The sequence below is a fragment of the Devosia sp. FKR38 genome (assembly GCF_005222805.1).
Lineage (GTDB): Bacteria > Pseudomonadota > Alphaproteobacteria > Rhizobiales > Devosiaceae > Devosia.
The window spans coordinates 1,645,357-1,666,832 of sequence record NZ_STGC01000005.1 but is presented as its reverse complement, the minus strand read 5'-3'; the positions used below and the strand labels follow the sequence as shown (position 1 = coordinate 1,666,832).

Sequence of the window (21,476 nt, the reverse complement as noted above, 5' to 3'; positions counted from 1 at the left end):
CGCGATGCCACAAAGACCGTCCAATCGCGAGATCAAGGCCCTGACCCATCTGGGTGAGGACAATGCGCTCGGGCCGGGCGATTTCAAGGATATCGGCGAAAAGGTGTTTGCCGGCATGCTCAAGAAGGGCTGGGTCATTCCGGCCGAGGGCATGCCCGGCAAATACCGGGCGACCATCAAGGGCCTGACGATCCACGAAGGTGAGATCATCTTCGCGGGTCGCCTGCGCAGCTGACGGGAGGGCGAGTGTGGCCGATCCCATTGTCATAACCCGCTCGATTTCCATTGATCCCTCAGAGATCGACGAGAGTTTTGTCCGCGCGGCCGGTCCGGGCGGGCAGAATGTCAACAAGGTGTCGAGCGCGGTGCAGCTGCGCTTCGACCTGGTCAATTCGCCCTCATTGCCCGAGCCGGTAAAGCGGCGGGTCGCGGCGCTGGCCGGACGGCGCCTTACCAAGGCGGGGGTGATTGTGATCACCGCCAATTCCCACCGCGACCAGCCAATGAACCGCGCCGATGCCCTGGCGCGGCTGGTGGAGCTCTTGGTGGCGGGCACCCATGTGCCCAAGTTCCGCGTGGCGACGCGGCCGACACTGGCGTCCAAGAAGCGGCGGCTGGAGGGCAAGGCCATCCGTTCGGGCGTCAAGCGCCTCCGGTCCAGTCCGGGCGATGCACAGTGATGGCCAGTCATGCGGCTTCTGCTGGGCGGTCAAAAAGTCTGTGGCTGAATGGCGTGACGGTATTGACTTGCAAAGCAGCCATGCGAGAAGCCGGGCTCATCGGGGGCAGCATTAATGATGAAGCTGCGCCATACTTGCTTGAATTGAGTTCAGGCGCGACATCGTCTTTCTGGATTGATATTCTTTGTCGCACAGCGTGAGGATGGACGAGCTATGAAGATTGCTATCGTAGGGTCCGGCTATGTCGGTCTGGTCACCGGCGTTTGTCTCGCAGACTTTGGTCACGACGTGGTGTGCATCGACAAGGATGAGCGCAAGATTGCCGCGCTCGAACAGGGCCAGATCCCGATCTATGAGCCTGGCCTTAGCGATCTGGTAGCCAGCAATGTTGCGGCGGGACGCCTGACGTTCACCACAAACCTGGCCAGCGCCGTGCCGAGTGCCGATGTGGTGTTCATCGCGGTTGGGACGCCTTCGCGCCGCGGCGATGGCCATGCCGACCTGAGCTTTGTGTATGCGGTGGCCCGCGAAGTGGCGGCCAGCGTGTCCGGCTTTACGGTGGTTGCCACCAAGTCCACTGTGCCGGTGGGGACGGGCGATGAGGTGGCTCATATCATCGCCAGCACCAATCCCAATGCCGACGTGGCCGTGGTGTCCAACCCGGAATTCCTGCGCGAAGGCGCCGCGATTGATGACTTCAAGCGGCCCGACCGCATTGTGGTGGGCATCGAGGACGAGCGCGCCCGCGCGGTGATGACCGAGGTCTATCGCCCGCTCTATCTCAACCAGGCCCCGCTGATGTTCACCAACCGCCGCACGGCGGAGCTGATCAAATATGCGGCCAATGCGTTCCTCGCCATGAAGATCACCTTCATCAACGAGATCGCCGATCTGTGCGAGGCGGCGGGCGGCAATGTGCAGGAGGTGGCGCGCGGCATTGGTCTGGACAATCGCATCGGCAGCAAGTTCCTGCATGCCGGGCCCGGTTACGGCGGCTCATGCTTCCCCAAGGACACGCTGGCCCTGGTCAAGATTGCGCAGGATTTCGGCAGCCCCATGCGGCTGGTCGAGACGACAGTCTCGATCAATGACCAGCGCAAGCGCGCGATGTCGCGCAAGGTCATTGCGGCCTGTGGCGGCGATGTGCGCGGCAAGACCATCGGCGTGCTGGGCCTGACTTTCAAGCCCAATACCGACGACATGCGCGAGGCGCCGTCGATCGACATTATCCAGGGTCTGCTCGACAAGGGCGCCAATGTCGTGGCCTATGATCCGCAGGGCATGGAGCCGGCGCGGGACATGATGGACAAGGTGAGTTTTGCCAAGGGCGCCTATGAGGTGGCCAAGGGGGCCGATGCGCTGGTGCTGATCACCGAATGGAACGAGTTCCGCTCGCTGGACCTTGATCGCCTGCGCGAGACGATGAAGACGCCAATTCTGGTCGACCTGCGCAATGTCTACAGCCATGCCGAAGCCAACAAGCATGGTTTCGCCTATTCCAGCATTGGTCGCCCGCTGGTTGAGAACGAGACGTTGAGCCTGACGGACGCCGCCGAATAGTAGGTCCGAAGCGGCGGAGGAGGGGATCGGCGTCACACGGGCCGTTGTTCATCGCGTCTAGCCAAGGGCAGGGGTGACGATCTGCCGGCCAGTGGCCAAGCAGGACGCGCAAGGGGAGGAGACGCTGTGAAGTTCTTCATCACCGGCACGGCCGGCTTCATCGGATATACACTAGCCCGGCGCCTGCTCGAGGCCGGGCATAGCGTGACCGGCTATGACGCGGTGACCGACTACTATGATGTCGCCCTCAAGCGCGCGCGGCTGACTGAACTGGCGGGCCTGGAGAACTTCAACTTCGTTGAGGCGCGCCTTGAAGATGCTGCGCTGCTGACGACTTCGCTGGGGCGCTCCGAGGCCGAGATCGTGCTGCACATGGCGGCGCAGGCCGGCGTACGCTACAGCATCGAACAGCCGCAGAGCTATATCAGCTCCAACCTGGTGGGCAGCGCCAATCTGCTTGAGGCGGTGCGGGCGCACCCGCCGCGCCACCTGCTGTTTGCCTCGACCAGCTCGGTCTATGGCGGCAATACCAAGCTGCCGTTTTCCGAGCGCGACGCGGCCGATGCGCCCATTTCGCTCTATGCGGCCACCAAGAAGGGTGGCGAGGCCATGGCGCATTCCTATGCGCATCTGTTTGGCATCCCCACCACGATGCTGCGCTTTTTTACGGTCTATGGCCCCTGGGGCCGGCCGGACATGGCGCTGTTCAAATTCGTCGCGGCCATCCTGGATGGACGCACCATCGACATCTTCGGCCAGGGCGAGATGCGCCGCGATTTCACCTTCATCGACGATCTGGTCGAGGCGGTCATCCGGCTGGTCGAGCATCCGCCAGTGGTTGGCGCGCCGGTCGAAGCGGATTCGCTGTCGCCGGTGGCGCCGTTCCGCACGGTCAATCTGGCGGGCGGGCATCCCGAACTGCTGATGGATTTCGTCCAGGCCATCGAACGTGCGCTGGGCCAGTCGGCCAATTGCAATTTCTTGCCCATGCAGGCGGGCGACCCGCGCGAGACGGCGGCCGATACCACGCTGTTGCGGGCGCTGGTGGGTGAACTGCCGCGCACGCCGATCCAGGCTGGTGTCGCCAGCTTTGTTGCCTGGTATCGCCAGTATTACCGCCGCTGACCAGTCCAGGCGCTGCTGCGCCGAGGCAAGGTGTGAATGAAGATGGGGCCGCCCGAAGGCGGCCCCTTTGTTTTACTTGGCGGTGGCGGAGATGTTCACCTTGCCGATGAGCAGGGTGGGATCCTCCTCGGCGGCCATGAAGTCCATCATGCCCAGGCCCGGGGGCTCCTTGGCCGTGAGGTCAATGGAAAGCTGCTTGGCCTTGCCGGCGACAAAGGCGCTCACTGCTGCGCCAACCTTCTGGGCCTCGGCAGCGCCCGCCAGCATGCTCACAATGGTGCCTTCGGCCAGGCCCGAATAGACAGTGCGCAGGGTTGCCGCGTCGCCCCCCTGTTCGGCGCTGGCAATGGCCAGCACCAGGTCGGACAGGCCCATGTCGTTGACGTCAAGCGTGAGGTGACTGATGGCCACGCCCATGGCAGCGGCCATGGCCTCGTTTTCATCGCTGCTGAACAGGGCTTGGGTGGCGTTGGCAATGGTGCCGGCCAGCTTGACGGTGGCCAGGTCCGCGCCGGTCACCGAGATGTCGTTGATGGCGATGGTGTTGCTGGCTTCATCCCAGCCGGCGTCGATGGTGAAACCGGCATCGATCGAGGTGATGCCCAGGGCCATCAGCATCTGCAGCTGCTCATCGGAGGTGTCGGTGGGCAGATCGAGCATGATGTGGCTGGCATTGGTGCTGACGGTTGCCGGAATGCCATTGCGATAGTCGGCCAGCGACAGGTCGAAGCTGCCGACGCTGGCAACAATGCGGGACGCTTCGGCTTCCGGATCGGGCACATCGATGGCCACATCGCTGAAGGAGAAGCCAGCAAAGGCCGGGATCAGCGCGCGGGCATTGGCGGTGAACCAGGCTTCATCCAGCGCTGCGGGCGCTGCCTCAATGGCGGCGATGGGGCCGCTGAGGTCCATGGGCTTGAAGGTGAAGTTGCCGATGCTCACTGCGCCATCTTCATTGGCGAGAATATCGATTCCGGACACCGTGATGCCGGGGTAGGTACCCGGCGACATGCCGTCCATATCCATGCTGGCAATGGTGACCTGCACCGGCTGGCCACTGTCGTCGGTGGCATCGCAGCTGAACCCATCATAGTGGACAGGCGAGGACTCAAAGGCGGTGAAGATATCGGCATACATGCGCACGATCTTGCCCATCAGCTCGGGCGAGGGCTGCTCGTCCTGGCCTTCGAGCGCGCTGGCCAAGGCCATCATCTCGACCATGGAGGTCTTGAGAGGGCGCGCCTTGAACTCGTCGGCGGTCACCGCGCCGAAGTCACAGGTGACCTCGGGGGCGGTGAAGTTGCCGCCGGCAAAATTGAGATCCTTGTAGATGGTTGCAAAGCCATTGGCATCGGCCGAGGGGACCAGGCCGTAGATGCTGAGCATGGCGGCCAGATTGACGCTGCTGGCCGAGAACTCGCCGAAGGCGCCGCTGCCCTGATCGCCTGCGTCCATGGTCATGCCGGCTACGGTGACGGCGCTGGCGATGCCGGCCGAGACGTCCGTCAGGGCAATGTCGGTGATGGTGATGCTGGCGTCGGTGGCCTTGCCCTCAAGGATAGAGTGCACATGGATGGTGATGGCCGGGATGCTGATGCTGGTGGCCGTCAGACCGGCCAGTGCAGACGCATTGTCGGCAATCTTGCCGCTGAAAATGTCGCGCAGCGTGCCTTCATCGACATTGGCACCGTCGCTGGTGATGGTGGGGATCTCTACCGTCACTTCGGGGGGCACGGTGGCTTCGGCGGTGACGGCGGGCTTGGTCTTGGTCTTCTCCGCCCAGGCCGGTGCGAGCGGCAGGGCAACGCTCACCAGGCAGGCGGTGGCGAAGACGGCGAGGCGACGTTTGGACGACGGTCGGTGCATCATGCTGGGGGCTCCCTGGGATTTTGGCGCAATCTGAGCCATCGGCCGCTGCGCTTCAATAGGCAATAGACATGGTGTCGGACAGGCGTCGGCGCCAGTGCGGCCAAGTGTCTGACCCGTCAGTAAACCGCGGTAAGCACTTCCACTTCGCGGGCAGCGCCGGATTGCACCTGGAACTCGCGGTTGAAGACCTTGTCCCCCTGCTTGGCCAGCACGAGATAGTCGCCCTCGGCCAGAACGGTGGCCGGAAATGCTCCCAGATCGGTGAAGACCGTAGTGCCATCGGCAGTCTTGACGGTCCATTCGACGTCAGCGATGGCCTCGCCACCCTCTTCGGACACCAGCTTGAAGGAGACCTGGCTGGCATGCTGGTAGAGCGTGGCATCGGTGAGCTGGCCGGGCTCGACGCGCAAGTCGGCCTTCACCACGGCGTTGACCGTGCCGAAATAGGCGATGACGTGATAGGTGCCGGAATTGAGCGTAATGATGTCATTGGGCAGCAGACCCTCGGCGACAACCTGGCGCGCAGTTTCGTCCGGTCCGCTCAGGATATCGAACTTGAGCAGGCTGGGCGGAATGGGAATGTCGCCGGTGACAGCCGAGTTGAGCCGCAGCGCGCCGGCGTCAAGCACCATGGCGAGACTGTTGGTGCCGGGAACAACCGAAAGGGCCTCGCTGGCCTGGGCGCGGCCATAGGCGACATGCACCATGTATTCGCCGGGCGGCAGCTCGACCTGGGCCGTGCCCTGGTCGGATTTGGCCACCAGCGCCAGCTCGCCGCTGGTATCGGGCGTTGTGTCAAAGATGCGCCACACCAGGCCATCGGGCACCGCTGGCCCATCGGGCACGATGCTGGCCGTCAGCGTGACGCTCTGCGGTGTCGAGACCAGCTCGGAAATGGCTTGGGTGGCTTCGCCGGTCGGGGCGGCTGGGGTATCGGCGGGTGTCGGGGCGGCTGTACGATCCGCGGGACGCGGGCGAGGCATGGGCGGCATCTCGCCGGTGGTGGCCGCAGCCTCTTGGGCGCGCGCCGGCAGGCTGACCAGCGAAAGGGCGCTTCCCAGGATCATCAGCAAGGTGAGCAGCAGGGCTAGTGTCCGTTGCAAACGCATCTGGGCTCCTGAAATCTCGCGCGGCTGAATCAGTGGATCGCCTAGCAGGCCATTTGGGAAAAGCTGTGTCACAGAGCAGGGGCGATGAAAACAGCACAGTGCCGAGATGAGGCAAATTTGTCCCTTGGACCTGCTGCCAGTGGCAAGCGCGGCGCAAATTGACTATGTGTGCCTGCGACCACGAGGATTTGTTGCATGCCCCCCATCCCAGCCCTCAGCCAGTATCTGCTCACGCGCCGTTCCGTCGGTGTCGGTTTCCTGGCCGAGCCCGGCCCCAATGCTACGCAGCTCGAGCAGATGCTGACCATGGCAACCCGCGTGCCGGATCATGGCAAGCTGGCACCCTGGCGGCTGGTGCTGATCGCCGGTGACGATCGGGCCAAGGCCGGCGCCGCCCTGGCTGCGATCGCCGCCCGCAAGACGCCTGGCCTCGACGACGTGAGCCTGGAGGTCGAGCGGCAGCGCTTCCTGCCCGCGCCGCTGGTGGTTGGTGTGCTCTCGGCGCCGCAGCCCCATCCCAAGGTGCCCGAGTTCGAGCAATTGCTGTCGGCGGGCAATGTCGCTTTCAACCTGCTCAATGCGGCGGCGGCCTTTGGCTTCGGCGCCAACTGGGTAACCCGCTGGTATGCCTTTGACGAGGCGGCGGCCAGCATGCTGGGCGCGCGGGCAGGGGAGCGCTTCGTCGGCTTCGTGCATATCGGCACCGCAACCATGGTGATGGAGGATCGGCCCCGGCCGGTGCTGGCCGATGTGGTGCGCCGCTGGCAGGCGCCAGAGGATCGCTGAGGCGCGCATGGTTAACGCGCAGTTAACTTCTGCGGGTGTTAACATGTCCCTAACCGATTCCCGAGGACCGTCATCCCGTCATGGGCGTGCAGCCGATCTCCGTCCCCCAAAGTCTGGCCTATGTGCTGACGGCCGCCGGCGACCGGAACGGCGTGGATTTCGACTATCTGCTGCAGACAGCCATGCGCGAAAGCAGTCTCAATCCAGAGGCCAAGGCCCAGACGTCATCGGCGGTTGGGCTGTTCCAGTTCCTCGAAGGCACCTGGATGCAGGTGATGAAGGAGCAGGGGCCGCGGCTGGGCTATGGCCAATATGCCGACAGCATCCGCCGCACCAGCGGCGGCGACTATGTGATTGATGATCCGGCCACCAAGGCCAAGATCCTCAAGCTGCGGGAAGACCCACAGATCGCCGCCGATCTGGCAGCAGCCTTTACCAAATCCAATGGCGACTATCTGCGCAGCCGGTTCGGGCGCATGCCCAGCGCGGGCGAGCTCTATATCGCCCATTTCCTGGGCGCGCAGGGCGCTGAGCGCATGTTCACCGCGGGCCTGCAGGATCCGGACCAGATCGCGGCAGATCTGTTTCCCCGGCAGGCCTCATCGAACCGGGCGATCTTTTACTCAAACGGGCAGCCGCGCACCATTCGCGACGTCTATCGCGTGCTGGTCTCCAAGCATGAGGCGGGCGACGCCAATGCCAATTTCGCAGCACAGCAGATCGCCGGAGGTGCACCAACGGTCGCGGCCGCGCCGCCGTTGCCGTCGCGCTTCTCGCCGGAGAACATGTCGTTCACCGGCCTGTTCAAGAATGAGCCGGAGGGCCTGCCGGCGACCACATCGGAAGGTGGCGATGGCGGCGCCTTCTTCACGCAGCTTTACGCGCGTTAGGGCGAGTTTGCGGCGCCTGGCCGCGTTCATTGTTTTGTGTGTCAGTGCATCCGGTTCGCGTCAAAGCTGCAGGCCGGGTTTAGGGTTCAGTTAATATCTGGCGCGCAGACAATGGGTGCGCCGGGCCAAACCGGCCGCAGGATAGACCAAGAAGCACTCGGCCAGAGGAGGAGACACTTATGCGACAGTCGGCATTTCATGCTCCCAACCAGATTGCCGGCTTGCCGCGCGGTTGGGTCGTTGTTGGCCTCGCCATTGTGGCCTGGGGGCTGGTGGCGCTGGCCTGGACGGGCCTGTCGCAGCTGTTTGGCCTGGTGATGGCCAGTCTCTAGTGGGCTGTCGCGGCAGGGTTTTATGGTGAACGCTTCCTTAAACCTTCCCCACTAGGGTGAACTCCGCCGATGTGCGGAGTATCCTATGGTTGCGTATCAGGAATTTGTGTCCCTTTCCCGGTCGCCCGACAGCGAGGACCGTGGCAGCGCGGCGCATCTCTCCGCTCTGGCCTATCTCAATCATGACGGTCCCGCCGACGAGCATGCAGCGCTTTATGCGGCGCTGATCGGCTTTCTCGAAGATCCTTCCGTCAAGGTGCGCGCGGCGCTGGCCTATGGCCTGCTGCATTCCCCCATGGCGCCGCGGCCGATCATGCTGGCGCTGCTGCATGACAGCGCGGTTATTGCGCGTGCGGTGCTGCAGTATTCACCCGTTCTCATCGATGCCGACCTGATCGGACTGGTGCGCACGCTTGATGTGCCGCGGCTGGTGTCGATCAGCCAGCGCAGCAAGGTCAGCGCGCGGCTGGCCGCTGCGCTGATTGCGCGCGAGAACATGGGTCTGACCCAACGCCTGCTGCGTCGGGCCGATATCGCCTTTGCCGAGGGCCAGCTGCTGGCTTTGGCCGAAATGCATGGCGAGGACGCCGTGACGCGCGGCATCCTGCTGGCGCGTAAGGACCTGCCGGCCGCCGCCCGGCTGCTCTTGGTGCAGAAGGCCACCGCCGCGCTGCGCCAGGCGCGGATCGTCAAGGGCGCGCTGGCGCCGGATCGGCTCGGGCGGCTGCTGCGCGATAGCGAGGATACCGCGCTCACCGCTATTGGCGAGCGCGAGGCGAGCAAGCCAAGCCCCAGCTATGTGTCCGACCTGGTGGCCAGCGAGCGGCTCAATACCCGCGTGCTGCTGCATGCGGTGGTGACAGGGCATGTGATGTTCTTTGCCGACTGCCTGGCCGAGTTGGCACAGACGCCGCGGCTCAAGGTCTTCACCCTGCTCGAAAGCGGCAGTCGCGCGGCGCTCAATGCGCTGCTGGCGCGCTGTGGCCTGCCCGAGGGCGTGCGCAATCTGATCGCCCGGCTGGTGATGCATGCCCGGGCGACCGATCTGGCCGATGACGCCGGCGCCCGGCACTATGTGGTGACGGCGCTGACCGAGGAACTGATTGCCGAACATGACGGGGTGATCCCCGATGCGCTGGAAGAGGCCTTCGCCTATCTCAGCGAGCAGAATATCCTTCTGGCCCGCAAGGCGGCGCGCGGCGTGATGGCGGCCTTTGCCATCGAGGCGGTCAAGCCCATGGCCCTGCCTGCCGATGCGAGCGAAGCTTTGCTGGCGTTGCCGGCCGCCTAGAAACGGAACTGTTCGCTCAACACGCGTTCTTCCAGGCTCGTGCCCGGATCGAACAGCAATGTGACGCCGTGCGAGCGATCCTCGAACACGGTCACTTCCAGCACGTTCTGGAACTCCACATTGTCGGCCACAGCGCTGACGGGGCGCTTCACCGCCTCGCGGGTGATGAATTTAACCTCCGCCCGATTGGAAAGGATCGCCCCGCGCCAGCGGCGCGGCCGGAACGGCGAAATGGGCGTCAGCGCGAGGAGCGGCGCCTCGATGGGCAGGATAGGCCCATGGGCGGACAGGTTATAGGCCGTTGAGCCCGCCGGAGTGGAGAGCAGGGCGCCGTCGCAGATGAGTTCGTCCAGCCGGACCTCGCCATCTACAACGATCTGCAGCTTGGCCGCCTGATAGGTGGAGCGGAACAGCGACACTTCATTGAGTGCCAGGGCCTGACGCGTCTGGCCGGAGCTGTCGAGCACCTGCATGGAGAGCGGGTAGATGCGCGTGCGCTGCACGGCCTCGAGGCGCTCGTCCAGGCCATCCTCGGAAAAGACGTTCATCATGAAGCCGACCGAGCCGAAGTTCATGCCATAGACCGGCACGCCCAGGCGCATGACGCGGTGCAGCGTCTGCAGCATCAGTCCGTCCCCGCCCAGGGCCACCACCACATCGGCAGTGTCGATGGGGTAATCGCCATAGCGCTGCTTGAGACGGGTTGCCGCGGCATCGGCCTCGGGCGTCCCATTGGTGACAAAGCAGATTCTGTCGGCAGTTGGGCTGGACACGGAGAACTCCCGGTGAGAACGCGCCTGCCTAGCATGCGATGCTGCACGGGGCCAGACGCCTTGTCCGATACCGTGCCCACGGCGCGGTGCAGGGCTTAACGCTGCCGGACAAGATGGGGTCGATCAGGCGCCGCCGAAGCGACCGCAGGCCTGTGCGGGGTGTAGAAAACCTGTTCGGGCAGAATTACTTAGCGAGAAAAGCGAAGAATTTGAATCGTTTTTGAGTTTGGTTTTCTGCCAAACGATTCAATCCTTTCAATGCCTTAGCCATAGTTGCGGGCTATCTCAGGCTGAGCCAGGGCGCATTTGTCGCCATTTGAATAAAATTGTATCGAATTCTCCAATTCGGCAGCAATCGGCTGCGCGCATCCTGCTGACATCACTCATCAGGGGATGGCTCAAATGTTCACCAAATTTATCGCTACTGTTGCCAGTGCGGCACTGCTGGTTGCCGCTGTTTCCACGGCGCCGGCCATGGCTGCCCGTCCGCCGCTGGGCATGCAGATCTTCTGCGTCAACCACGCCAGCAGCTGCAAGGCCGACAGCCGCAGCTCGGTCGAAATGTCGGATCGCCTGATGGGCATGCTCAGCCAGGTCAATTCCAGCGTCAACCGCAGCATGCGCTATCGTGCCGAGAGCGGTCCGATCGACAATTGGAAGATCGGCGGCTCGAGCGGGGACTGCGAAGACTATGCGCTGACCAAGCGGGCACGGCTGATCGGCAAGGGCGTGCCGGCCGGTGCGCTGCGTATCGCCACCACCTATACCCGCCGCGGCGAACCGCACGCGATCCTGGTGGTCAAGACCACTGCCGGCGACTTCGTGCTCGACAATCTGGCAGCCGAGGTCAAGACGCGCTCGAGTGCTGGCTACCGCCTGCGGTCGATTTCGACAGCAGATCCGCGTGTCTGGTCGGCTGGCTGACACTCACCGGCGTGTCATTTCAGGACAGGCTTTGCAAGGGGAGGTTTGACCTCCCCTTTTTGCATATAAGCCATGCATAACCGTGAAGTAGTTGGATTAAAAGCACTTTCCTCGTCTGTTGAGGATGTGGTGATTTACCATGTGATGTTGTTTGGTCTTGCTTGTAGAGTATAGCAGTATTAATAGTATGTTAACTTTATGCCGTCGTGTGACGGATAGTTCACACGCAGGATGGAACCAGATCAATCTTGGAGTGATCACATGAAGAAGTACATTGTCGCCGGTGCACTCGTTGCATCGCTCGTGTCTGGTTCCGCTTTGCCGGCAACCGCAGCTGTTGTTGATCTTCCTGCCTGCACGGCAGCGGCAGCTGATCCGTCGGACGCCAATGTCGTGGCTTGCCTGGCCGCCCTGGTTCTGCTGTCGCCCGGTGACCAACTCGATACCTATGGGTCGCTGCCGACGACGCTTCAGACCGCTATCGCCGATCAGCCGGGCTCGACCTTCCAGACAGGTGCAGGTCCCGCTGCCCAGCAGCCACCGGCGCCGCCCGCCGGTCCGACCGTTGTTGATACGCCCAGCTCTGGTGGTGGTGGTCCGACCCTGACGACCGATCCGACACAGACCCCCGCGCCGACCCCGACGCCCACGCCGACCCCCACGCCCACGCCTCCGGGCGGCGGTACCCCGGGCAGCCGGACCTGATCGGCTCACCATTGCAATTTGACGCCATGCGGCGGGCCCTGGCCCGCCGCTTTTTTCTTTGCGGGGGCATCGACGTATCGGGGCTGCCTGGTCTCGCGTGGCTGTCGCTGGCTTCCGGTCGCCCAGGTAGTTCCTGTGGCGGTCGTGCGCGCAGGGGCCTGGCTTGCGGTGGCCGTCGCTTTCTGGGCTGGACCTGAGCGAGCCTGCAGCATGGTCTGCGCAGACGCCGCATAGCGGCTCCCTTGGGCTGCTGTGGCCGCAACGCCGCCGATGAGCGGTTCCCGTCATTCTCCCATGCCAGGATATGGCGCTGGAGGCGCGCAGCGCCCGCGCCACTCTGGGCGCCAGGCCTGTTCGGCACCGCTTGGCGCAAGCCGAGGCGCCCGCCAAAGAAGACGGCCGGCCTGTGCGGCCGGCCGTGCGCTTCGTGGACAGATATCGGCGGCCGGGGCCGCCAATCGCGCGTCAGGTGTTGTAGGAGTAGTAGCTGCCGTACTTGCGGCCATAGCCGGAACGGGTGAGGTCCTGCTGATTGAGCACGGTGGTGATCGAGGCGTGAGCCGGCTTGGACACCGTCAGGCTCTCGACGGCGCGACGCGCCTCGCGCTGCGATGTCGAGGCCCAGCGCGTGACAAAGACGATCGCATCGACGAACTGCGCCAGATAGAGGCCGTCCACCACTGGACCGACTGGCGGCGTATCGAGCACCACCACGTCGAAGGAGGCGCGTGCGGCATCCAGCAGGCGCTGGAAGGCCTGTCCGGCCAGCAATTGGTCGGTCGGGATATCGCTGCGCCGCGAACCAACGATCATCGATGTGGCGGTCAGCGCATCGGTCAGCACAACCTGGCTGAAGTCCTTCTCGGTGGTGGTCTCGCTCAGCAGGTCGAGCAGGCTATGATCCGGCTCGAGGTTGAGATGGCGGTGAATACTGGGCTTGCGCAGGTCGCAGTCGATCAGCAGCGTGGATTGGCCGAACAGCGAATAGGAGCGGGCCAAGGCAAGGGCCAGAGTGGTCTTGCCTTCATTGGGCATGGTGGAGGTCACCATCACCACCTTGCCGCCCGAACGGGGGGAGGGGCTGACCTTCATAGAGTTCTCGACGGCGGCGCGGGTGCGGCGCACTGATTCCGCAAAGACCGATAGCGGCGATGTCACCATGAGATTGGCGATACTGTCGCGTTCGGACTTGGCGCGCTCGCGGGGGATGGTCGCGGCAACCGAGGTGCGCAGTACCGAAGCGACCTGTTCTTCGCTGGTGAAGCCGCCGATGAGGTTCTCGTAGAGCAGGGCCAACACCACGCCCAGGCCGATGGCGAAGACGGCGGCCACGGCAATGATGAGCGCCTTGTTGGGGAACGATGGCGATTGCGGCTCCAGCGCCGGCGACACGATGCGGCTGTCGGCCAGCTGCAAATCCGCCTGTGCGCCCAGTTCCTGGGCACGCGCCAGCAGGGTCTGATACTGCGTCCGCGCCAGTTCGGCGCCTTGCTGCAGTTCATAGAGCTGGGCCAGCACGTCACCCGACAGCGGGCTCTTGAGCACCTCGTCGCGCAGGTTCTGCCGCAGGCTGTTCTCCTTGTCCTGGGCCTCGCGGACGGACACCTTGAGATTGTTGACCTCGCTGGTGGCTGTTGTGCGCAGGCGCTGCTCGATATCGGTCAACTGGGCGCGCAGGCTGGCCGCGGAGGCCTCTGAGGCCGTGCTGAGCGAGCCGGCGAGCTGGCTGCGCTGGCGCTCCAGCTCGGCCAGGGCGTCCGATTGCAGGTCTGACACCAGGCTCGACCAATTGCCGTTCTGCAGGGAGCTCTGCACATCGGCGATGGTGGTGGCATCGCTGGTGCGGGCAGCGGCCAGCGCCTGCAGCTCGGCCTGCATATTGGCCAGATCGGTGCGACCGGTATCCTCGGTGATCAGGTTCATATTGGCCTGGATGAAGTCGTCAAACGAGCTCTCCGAGCGGCCGATGGCGTCGCGGGCTTGGGAAATGCGGGCCTGCAGGATGTCGCGCGAGCTCATCACGCTGTTCACCTTGGAGGCGAGCTGATCCTGGATGTAGATTTCCGTGATGGCATTGGCGAGATCGGCCGCCTTGGCGGGGTCCTCGGAGCGCACCTGCACGGAGATGAGATAGGTGAGGCCTCGGCGCTGTACGGCGGTGGCATTGCGCAGGGCGGTCAGGGTCTCGTTGAGGGCCTGCTGGCCGGTGGGCAGGGTGGGCTCGGCGACGCGCAAGAAGCTCAGCACGCGGGCGGTGAGCCCCAGCGACACGCCGAACTCCTTGTCGGTCGTCAGGTCGCGGTCGCCGATGACGCGTAGCAGCACATTGTCCGAGCGGGCCAGCTCGACCTCGCTGTCGATGCGGGCACTGTCGGCGCCGGCGGTGGTCATCTGGGTTTCGGGATTGAGCAGGTTCTTGTTGCTCGGATCGACCAGCACCAAGGCTGAAGCGGTGTAGGTGGGCGTCAGCGAGAACGCGACCAATGTCGCCAGACCAACCACAGCAATCACCGTCACCAGGATCAGGCGCAGTTGCCGGCGGAGGAGGCTGAATATTCCGCGAATGTCGAATTCAGTCTCTTCCATCTAGTCAATATCCTCAAGAATGGATCGGTATCTGCATTCAGCCCATACAATCGATCGTGGGCAACTCAATTATGCAATTAGGGTTTCGAGGCCGCGGGGCTGTCCGATGCTGTCGTCAGCAGGTGTGGCGCCTTGCCCGGTTGCAGCCGGGCAGCGGTCAAAGCCCCGGTGGCAAAGGCTCCCGTGTCCAGGCAAAGCCGGTTTGGCAGCACAACCGGCTCCGCGGCAGGCGTGTGGCCATGCACCACCATCACACCATCTATGTCCGGGGCATTGAAGAACTCGTCGCGAATCCAGAGCAAATCGCGCTCACTCTGTTCGGCCATGGGGCGGCCGCGGCGAATGCCGGCGTGGACGAAGACGATGCCGGGCAGGGCGATCCACAGCGGCAGCCGGTCCAGGAAGGTCAGATGGTCGGCGGGGATATGGCTGTCGATGATGGCCTGCAGCTGGCGCTGACCGCTCTTGTCGAAGACGCTGCCGCTCATGCCATAGGAGTAGAGCGTCTCCATGCCGCCGAAGGTCAGCCAGTCACTGCGCGGGCTGGGCGCCTGCATGAACTGCAGCATCATGGCTTCGTGATTGCCCATCAGACAATAGCGAACAAAGCCGGGCGGCGGATTGGCCATGGCGCGATCGAGCACCGCTGAAGATGAGGGGCCGCGATCGACCATGTCGCCCAGCCAGATGATCCACTTCTCGCCGGCAATGTCGGCCGCATCTGCGGCGATCATCTGTTCAAGCTGGCGCAGTTCGGTGAGGCAGCCATGGATATCGCCGATTGCGTAGATAGCGGCGGGCCAATGGTCAAAACTGAGCCCATGCGGCGCTGGGGCTGGCGTCGCGGTACCAAACAGGCTGCGGATAAAGTTGAGCATCAATAGGTTCTGCCGGCAGAACGGCTCGCAAGGGGCGCCAGGCCCGCTGCGATGATCGTGAGGAAGACAAAGGTATTGGCTTCAATCTCGAGGCTGAAATCGGCCAGTGAATGCACAGCACCTACGGTGATCACGCCGAGCGCGGCGCAGGTGGCGGTGAACGAGCCGCGGCGCGTCATCAAGCCCAGGACCAGTTGGACGGTGATCACAGCAATGGCCAGGATCAGCAGGCTGCCAAACACCAGGCCCAGCTCTGTCCAGAGCGTGAGATAGGTATTGTGGGCGCGGTCCCAGATATAGTTGATGTCGACGGCGTCGCTGTGGATGATCGGATAGGCCATTTCGAAGCTGCCGCCGCCAAAGCCGGTCCAGGGGCGCATGCCGATTAGGCGCAGGGTTTCGGCGTAGAGCGAAAAGCGGACGTCGCTGCTGGCATCGAGCCCTTCGACGCGGTCGAACAGCGACTGGCCGAACAGCACGGCGCCTATGGCCATGGCGACCAGAACCAGCGGTATGCCGACCAGCATGATGCGGCGGCGGCCCATGGCCAGCGCCGTGATGCCGATGATGACCAGCGTGGCGACGCCAGTGGCGGCTAGGCCCATGCGAGACTTGGTGGCGATGATGATGGCGACCAGGAAAATATAGCCGATGGCATAGAGCATGACCCGACTGCCAGTGCCCTGGATGCGGCCATCGTCGCGGTGCCGTTCATGCTGGCGCATCAACAGGCCGCTGATGCGGGCCATGCACAGCACGGCACCAAAGGCCAGGAAGGTGGCGAAGGAGTTGCGGTTGACGAAGGGACCGGTCGCCGAGCCGAGATAGGCCCATTTGGGCACGCCCAAAATGGTGTCCCCAGTCTGCAGCGAGATTTCGGCATAGGCAGCATAGGCCAGGATCGACAGCAGGACGACATGCAGCAGTTGCGAGCGGCGCTCGTCATTGACCGAGATCTGCAGCACCAGGAAGAACAGCAGGCCAAAGCCAACCTGACGGGTCAGCATCATCACCGTCATCTCCGGCGTCAGGCTGATCTGCGCCAGATGCAGCTGGAAACCATTGACCAAGGGCACGGTCATGGGAATGGGCAGGATCTGGACGACCAGGAACAGGCAGGTCAGCAGCGACAGCGTGCCGGCAATGGCGATATTGCCCAACGGTACGCGCAGCTTCTCGCCCTGCATGGCCAGGGCCGCCAGATAGGCGAGGGCCAGAAGCCCCAGCAGGGTGGTCCAGATGCCCCAGGGCAAGGGGCGGGCGCTGCCCAGCGGCAGGGGCGCCAATACAACGATCAGCGCGATGGCCACGAACAGGGCTGCGTTGATGCGGGACTGGCCCGTCTTGCCGCGGCTGGCCGACCGCGTGCGGCTCGACTTGATGGTGAGGTCTGTCATGGCCTATCCGATCTGCCGCCGCACATAGGACAGGAAGCGGGACTGATCGGCCGGAGGAAGGCTGTCGAGCAGGGTGGTCACCCGATCCCGAAAGTCCTCGCGGCTGACAAAATAGGCGGCGATAGTGCTGATGCCGCGGAAGCTCCTGATCATCAGGCGGATGTCATCGTCGTGGTAGGTAGCCAGGTCGGCATTCGTGCGGTCACCCTGGCGCTCCACCAGCAGCAGCCGCCATTCGGCAATCCATTCCTCATTGCGCCCGGTGAGATAGGACAGCTGCAGGCTCTGGTTGTACGCCACTTTGTCGTCCAGTGCGGCCGCAGCGGCAGCCTGCACGAAATAGGCGAACGAATTGGTGGGGCTGGCAGCCACGGCGCGCTGGGCGATGGTGCGGCAACTTGGGGCCAACTGGCTGCGGTGTTCAGGTGTCAACGCCAGCACGTCGGCCGACAGCAGGGTGGTCATGGTCTGTGCGCAGTCGAGCAGAAAGGACTTCTGTGACTGCGTGGCCAGGCCGATATCGGCGCGCCCTTCGGCGACGTCGATGATGCGACCGGGGGCGGTATTGGCCGTGGCCAGATAGAAGCGGGATTCGCCGATCACAGTGCGGGCGCCAAGAGCAATGGCGAAAACCGCCACCACTGCCATCGCCCACCCTCCCAATATCAGGCGTTGATCCTGCACCTGGCCCTACTGTGCTGTTCACTGTCACAAGTTGTAGAGTTCGGCCTGAGCGAATGCAACAAGGACTGTGCATCATTGGTTTACGGTGCCATCGACGGGGCCCGGCCCAGTCAATTCGCGCGCGATGCCGAATTTACTCTGCTGTCGAATTGACTTGAATTGTTACGGGCGACGCGCAAATCATGCGGCAATTGCAACAAAGGTATGAGACAAGTATTTACCTCGCAGGATTTGCGGTAAGTGCCTGTAAAACCTTAGAGTATGTCTTTCATGGCCAGACCCTTGCGTTCTGTGTGGGATGATCTAGCAGTCTCGTACAATCTGAAGATGTCGATCGGCCTGGTGCTGGTGTTCAGCATCTTCGTCAATCTGCTGATCCTGACATCACCCATTTATATGATGCAGGTGTATGACCGGGTTCTGGGCACCGGGCAGATCGAGACGCTGATCTATCTCAGCATCATCGCGGGGTTGGCGCTGGCGTCGCTGGGGCTGCTGGAGGGTGTGCGATCCTTCCTGCTCACCCGGCTGGGCCATATGCTGGACCTGCTGCTGCGCGATCCGGTGTTGACGCAATCGATCGTGCAGTCGCGCACGCCGCGTTTCGAGCGCCGCCGGCTGGTGGAGGATTTCGGCACGGCGCGCAACTACCTGGGCAGCCCGGCCGTGCTGCCCTTCATCGATGCGCCTTGGGTGCCCTTCTTCGTGCTCATCATTGCCACCATCCATCCCTGGCTGGGCGTTCTGGCGCTGGTGTCGGCGATCGTGCTGTTCGGGTTGGCACTGGCCAATGACTACGCGACGCGGCAGGCGATCCAGCAGTCGGGCGCCAAGGCGCAGCAGGCCAATGATTTTGCCCAGGCAGCGATCCTGAATGCCGAGGTGGTCAATGCCATGGGCATGCAGAAGGCGGTGTCGCGCCGCTACAGGCACCATGTCGAACAATCTGGCGTGCTGTCGCAGAACGCTGCCGACATCGGCGCGGTGATCAGCTCGATGTCCAAGGCCATCCGCATTGCGGTGCAGAGCGCCGCCCTGGGCCTGGGAGCACTGCTGGTCATTCGCGGCGAATTGACCTCGGGCGGCATGATCGCCTCGTCCATCGTGCTGGGTCGGGCACTGGCGCCGATCGAGCAGGTCATCGGATCCTGGAAGCAGTTTGCGGCGGCCCGGGAGGCGTACGGCAATCTGCAGCGCTTCTTCAAGGCCCTGCCGGCGCAGACCGATACCATTGCTCTGCCAGGTCTGGTTGGACGGCTGAGCGTTGAGGATGTGGCTTATCAGCTGCCCGATGCGCCGACGCCGGCCGTGCGTCGCGCCGCCTTCACCATGGAGCCAGGTACGGCGCTGGCACTGGTGGGGCCGTCGGCGTCGGGCAAGACGACGCTCTGCCGCATGCTGGTGGGGGCTATTGCGCCGTCGCGCGGCAATGTCCGGCTCGATGGCGCCGATGTGGTGACGCTCAACCCTGACGACGTCTCGCGCGTGATCGGCTACATGCCGCAAAATGTCGAGCTGTTCTCCGGTACGGTGCGCGACAATATCGCCCGGCTGGGTCAGGGCAACGACGAGGCCACTGTTGCCGCCGCCAAGGCGGCCGGTTGCCATGAGATGATCCTGCGTCTGCCCAGTGGCTATGACACCGAACTGGGGCCGCGCGGGGCCTTTCTCAGTGGCGGCCAGCGACAGCGCATCGGTCTGGCGCGAGCGCTCTATGGCTCGCCCCGGCTGGTGGTGCTGGACGAGCCCAATTCCAATCTCGATCAGGACGGGGAAACAGCATTGGTCGAAGCCATTGCCCGGGCCAAGCAGGCTGGGACCACGGTTGTGGTGGTCAGCCATCGCTCAACGCTGCTGCAGCCCATCGACAAGCTGGGCATCATGCGCGACGGCGTGCTGGAGCGCTTTGGCGACCGCGACGAGGTGCTGCGCGAAATGGCGGCCAATGCGCCGCCGCGCAAGCCCACGCTGGTCCCGGTGGGCGAGGCGCAGGCCGCGGGCACGACCGGCGGTGCATCATGACCGACGTGACCCTGCAGAAGCCCGGCATGCCGGGCCGTCCCACGCTGCCGCAGCGCCCGGCCGAGGACGTGCCCAAGGTGCGGCTGTTCGCGCTGATGCGCGGGCCAATCCTGCTGGGCGTTGTGGTGATCGGCCTGTTCTTTGGCGTGTTCGGCTTCTGGGCGGCCACGGCGCCGCTGGTCAGTGGCGCCATTGCCTCAGGTGCGGTGAGCCCGGATTCCAATCGCAAGGCCATCCAGCATCTGGAAGGCGGCATCACCCAGGAGATCTTCGTCAAGGAGAACCAGGTGGTCAAAGCCGGGCAGTTGTTGCTCACGCTCAATCCGGTGCGGGCCGAGGCCAGTTTCTCCGGGCAGCAGGTGCAGTGGTTGCGCCTGCTTGTCACGCGGGCGCGTTTGGAGGCGGAGGCCGCTGAAGCGGGTGACTGGGTGGTTCCGACCGAAGTGGTCAATGTGCAAGATGCCGGCATGCAGGGCTTCATCGCCTCGGAGCGGCGGAGCTTTGAGACGCGGCAGGCCTCGCGCGATCAACAGCAGCAGATCCTGGGCCGCCGCGTGGAGCAGTTGCAGAGCGAGATCTCCTCGGTGGAGGCCGAAAATGTCGGCTTGTCCACCCAGCAGGCCCTGATCGAGGATGAGTTGGGTGACAAGCAGAACCTGCTCGACCAGCAGCTGGTGTCGCGCTCGGAGGTCAATGCGCTGCGGCGGGAGCTGGCTCGGCTGCAGAGCGCCATTGCGGCCAATGGGGCGCGCATTGCCAAGGCCGGGCAGAGCATTGAGGAAACGCGGCTGCAAATGCTGCAGAGTCGCGAGAGCTATTTCGAGGAGGTGGCGCAGCAGGCCTCCAAGGTCAATGACTCCATCGCCCAATTGGGTGAAAGCATGGCCTCGAGCGGGGATGCGCTGCAACGCACCGAAATCCACAGCCCAGTCGACGGCACGGTGATCAATCTGCGCACGCAGACGGAGGGGGAGGTCGTCCGGCCGGGGGAGACCATCATGGAGGTTGTGCCCCGCAATGATGATCTCATCGTCGTTGCCAAGCTGGCGCCGAAATATATCGACCTGGTCGTTGTCGACCAGGCGGCACATGTCACGATCATCCCCTTTGCCGGACGCAACAGCCTGCCGCTCAATGGCAAGGTCGTGGCCGTGGCCGCCGATCTCAAGACCGACGAAGCCAGCAAGCAGAGCTATTACGAGATCCGCGTGCGCATTCCGCCCGAGGAACTGGCGCGCCACCAGGGCGTCTACCTGTCGCCCGGCATGCCGGCCGATGTGACCGTGGTGGCCGGCGAACGGACCATGCTTGACTATCTGTTTGAGCCATTCCTGCAGTCGCTCCAATCGGCCTTCGTCTACGACTGACGAGCCGGCGAGCAAGCCAGCGCGATGGGCGGTGCACGGCTGATGTGCGCCGCCCTTCTGCTTTGCGGGCCCGGCCAGGCACCGGTGTCCTGCGGCGCGAGGACGCACCCCAAGGAAGGCGTGGGCTCACGTCTTGCCAAGCGGTAGCGCGAGCCGGCCGAGGCAATGGCTCGGTGTCAGGGATGTCGCGGAGGCAGTATGATCCGACACAGTCCCGCCAAATGGCCAAATGACGGCGAAAAAATCGCCTGTAGAAATGCCTAATACTTGGGCAGATAACAGTAGCACATATAACCAATGTGATGATTTAATTGAGATTCGTCGCGCCTGATTTTGCAGCAGAGTCTAGCGGACTCCGTGGGGATGGCGTCGGATTGGTATGACTGCTCACATAAATCTCGTGACGGAACATATTTGGTATTCGTCACTAAAGTGAAATAATGCATCTGGTCCAAGTCTTTAAAAGAAAGTCGCGTTAACTCATAAATTAACGATCCG

Annotated in this window: 19 protein-coding genes; 12 read left to right on the top strand and 7 right to left on the bottom strand. The window is 63.6% G+C overall.

From position 1 onward, the window contains the following. Window positions 1–4 precede the first annotated feature (4 nt). The 4 genes from E8M79_RS12975 to E8M79_RS12960 all read left to right on the top strand — a co-directional run bounded on the left by E8M79_RS12975 (window position 5) and on the right by E8M79_RS12960 (window position 3,365). A complete protein-coding gene (locus E8M79_RS12975) occupies window positions 5–235 on the top strand; it encodes a hypothetical protein (RefSeq protein ID WP_137152302.1) in 231 nt (76 codons plus the stop codon). Between the two features lie 13 nt (window positions 236–248). After that, on the top strand, window positions 249–680 hold the full coding sequence (gene arfB / locus E8M79_RS12970) for an alternative ribosome rescue aminoacyl-tRNA hydrolase ArfB (RefSeq protein WP_137152301.1): 432 nt from the start codon (window positions 249–251) through the stop codon (window positions 678–680). A gap of 213 nt (window positions 681–893) precedes the next feature. Further along, window positions 894–2,240 carry a UDP-glucose/GDP-mannose dehydrogenase family protein gene (locus tag E8M79_RS12965; RefSeq protein WP_137152300.1) on the top strand — a complete coding sequence of 449 codons (1,347 nt, stop codon included), beginning with the start codon at window positions 894–896 and terminating at the stop codon, window positions 2,238–2,240. 126 nt (window positions 2,241–2,366) lie between these two features. Beyond that, on the top strand, window positions 2,367–3,365 hold the full coding sequence (locus tag E8M79_RS12960) for an NAD-dependent epimerase/dehydratase family protein (RefSeq protein ID WP_137152299.1): 999 nt from the start codon (window positions 2,367–2,369) through the stop codon (window positions 3,363–3,365). A gap of 72 nt (window positions 3,366–3,437) precedes the next feature. Here the strand turns inward: E8M79_RS12960 and E8M79_RS12955 are convergent, their stop codons facing one another. Continuing rightward, window positions 3,438–5,234: a hypothetical protein gene (locus E8M79_RS12955; RefSeq protein ID WP_137152298.1), complete on the bottom strand. Its 1,797-nt coding sequence runs from the start codon at window positions 5,232–5,234 to the stop codon at window positions 3,438–3,440. A 116-nt stretch (window positions 5,235–5,350) separates the two neighbouring features. Then, window positions 5,351–6,343, bottom strand: coding sequence for a hypothetical protein (locus E8M79_RS12950; RefSeq protein ID WP_137152297.1), 993 nt, complete (start codon window positions 6,341–6,343; stop codon window positions 5,351–5,353). A gap of 195 nt (window positions 6,344–6,538) precedes the next feature. Here E8M79_RS12950 and E8M79_RS12945 point away from each other — a divergent pair, with 195 nt between their 5' ends. From E8M79_RS12945 to E8M79_RS12935, 4 genes are all read left to right on the top strand, one after another. Continuing rightward, entirely contained in the window at window positions 6,539–7,129 is a 591-nt protein-coding gene (locus E8M79_RS12945; protein WP_137152296.1) for a nitroreductase family protein, read from the top strand. Between the two features lie 80 nt (window positions 7,130–7,209). Then, a complete protein-coding gene (locus E8M79_RS12940) occupies window positions 7,210–8,019 on the top strand; it encodes a transglycosylase SLT domain-containing protein (RefSeq protein ID WP_137152295.1) in 810 nt (269 codons plus the stop codon). Between the two features lie 179 nt (window positions 8,020–8,198). Further along, window positions 8,199–8,351: a hypothetical protein gene (locus E8M79_RS18395; RefSeq protein ID WP_171015849.1), complete on the top strand. Its 153-nt coding sequence runs from the start codon at window positions 8,199–8,201 to the stop codon at window positions 8,349–8,351. An 85-nt stretch (window positions 8,352–8,436) separates the two neighbouring features. Further along, window positions 8,437–9,642 (top strand): DUF2336 domain-containing protein, encoded by a 1,206-nt coding sequence (locus E8M79_RS12935; protein ID WP_137152294.1) that lies wholly within the window; start codon window positions 8,437–8,439, stop codon window positions 9,640–9,642. Here the strand turns inward: E8M79_RS12935 and E8M79_RS12930 are convergent. Further along, a complete protein-coding gene (locus tag E8M79_RS12930) occupies window positions 9,639–10,415 on the bottom strand; it encodes an NAD kinase (protein ID WP_137152293.1) in 777 nt (258 codons plus the stop codon). The genes E8M79_RS12935 and E8M79_RS12930 overlap by 4 nt on opposite strands. 402 nt (window positions 10,416–10,817) lie before the next feature. Here E8M79_RS12930 and E8M79_RS12925 point away from each other — a divergent pair, with 402 nt between their 5' ends. Continuing rightward, window positions 10,818–11,339, top strand: coding sequence for a transglutaminase-like cysteine peptidase (locus tag E8M79_RS12925; RefSeq protein ID WP_248304987.1), 522 nt, complete (start codon window positions 10,818–10,820; stop codon window positions 11,337–11,339). A 261-nt stretch (window positions 11,340–11,600) separates the two neighbouring features. Further along, window positions 11,601–12,044, top strand: a complete 444-nt coding sequence (locus E8M79_RS18390; protein ID WP_171015724.1) for a hypothetical protein — start codon at window positions 11,601–11,603, stop codon at window positions 12,042–12,044. Between the two features lie 465 nt (window positions 12,045–12,509). On the opposite strand, the gene E8M79_RS12915 is transcribed toward E8M79_RS18390, so the two are convergent. From E8M79_RS12915 to E8M79_RS12900, 4 genes are all read right to left on the bottom strand, one after another. After that, window positions 12,510–14,630, bottom strand: a complete 2,121-nt coding sequence (locus E8M79_RS12915) for a Wzz/FepE/Etk N-terminal domain-containing protein (RefSeq protein ID WP_137152291.1) — start codon at window positions 14,628–14,630, stop codon at window positions 12,510–12,512. A gap of 77 nt (window positions 14,631–14,707) precedes the next feature. After that, a complete protein-coding gene (locus E8M79_RS12910; RefSeq protein WP_137152290.1) occupies window positions 14,708–15,508 on the bottom strand; it encodes a metallophosphoesterase family protein in 801 nt (266 codons plus the stop codon). Next, entirely contained in the window at window positions 15,508–16,905 is a 1,398-nt protein-coding gene (locus E8M79_RS12905) for an O-antigen ligase family protein (protein ID WP_137152289.1), read from the bottom strand. Before E8M79_RS12905 ends, E8M79_RS12910 begins: the two co-directional genes overlap by 1 nt. 3 nt (window positions 16,906–16,908) lie before the next feature. Then, on the bottom strand, window positions 16,909–17,553 hold the full coding sequence (locus E8M79_RS12900) for a hypothetical protein (RefSeq protein WP_137152288.1): 645 nt from the start codon (window positions 17,551–17,553) through the stop codon (window positions 16,909–16,911). Between the two features lie 306 nt (window positions 17,554–17,859). On the opposite strand from E8M79_RS12900, the gene E8M79_RS12895 reads away from it, so the two are divergent. After that, entirely contained in the window at window positions 17,860–19,611 is a 1,752-nt protein-coding gene (locus E8M79_RS12895) for a type I secretion system permease/ATPase (RefSeq protein WP_171015848.1), read from the top strand. Beyond that, window positions 19,608–20,978, top strand: a complete 1,371-nt coding sequence (locus E8M79_RS12890; RefSeq protein ID WP_137152286.1) for an HlyD family type I secretion periplasmic adaptor subunit — start codon at window positions 19,608–19,610, stop codon at window positions 20,976–20,978. Before E8M79_RS12895 ends, E8M79_RS12890 begins: the two co-directional genes overlap by 4 nt. Window positions 20,979–21,476: the final 498 nt, after the last annotated feature.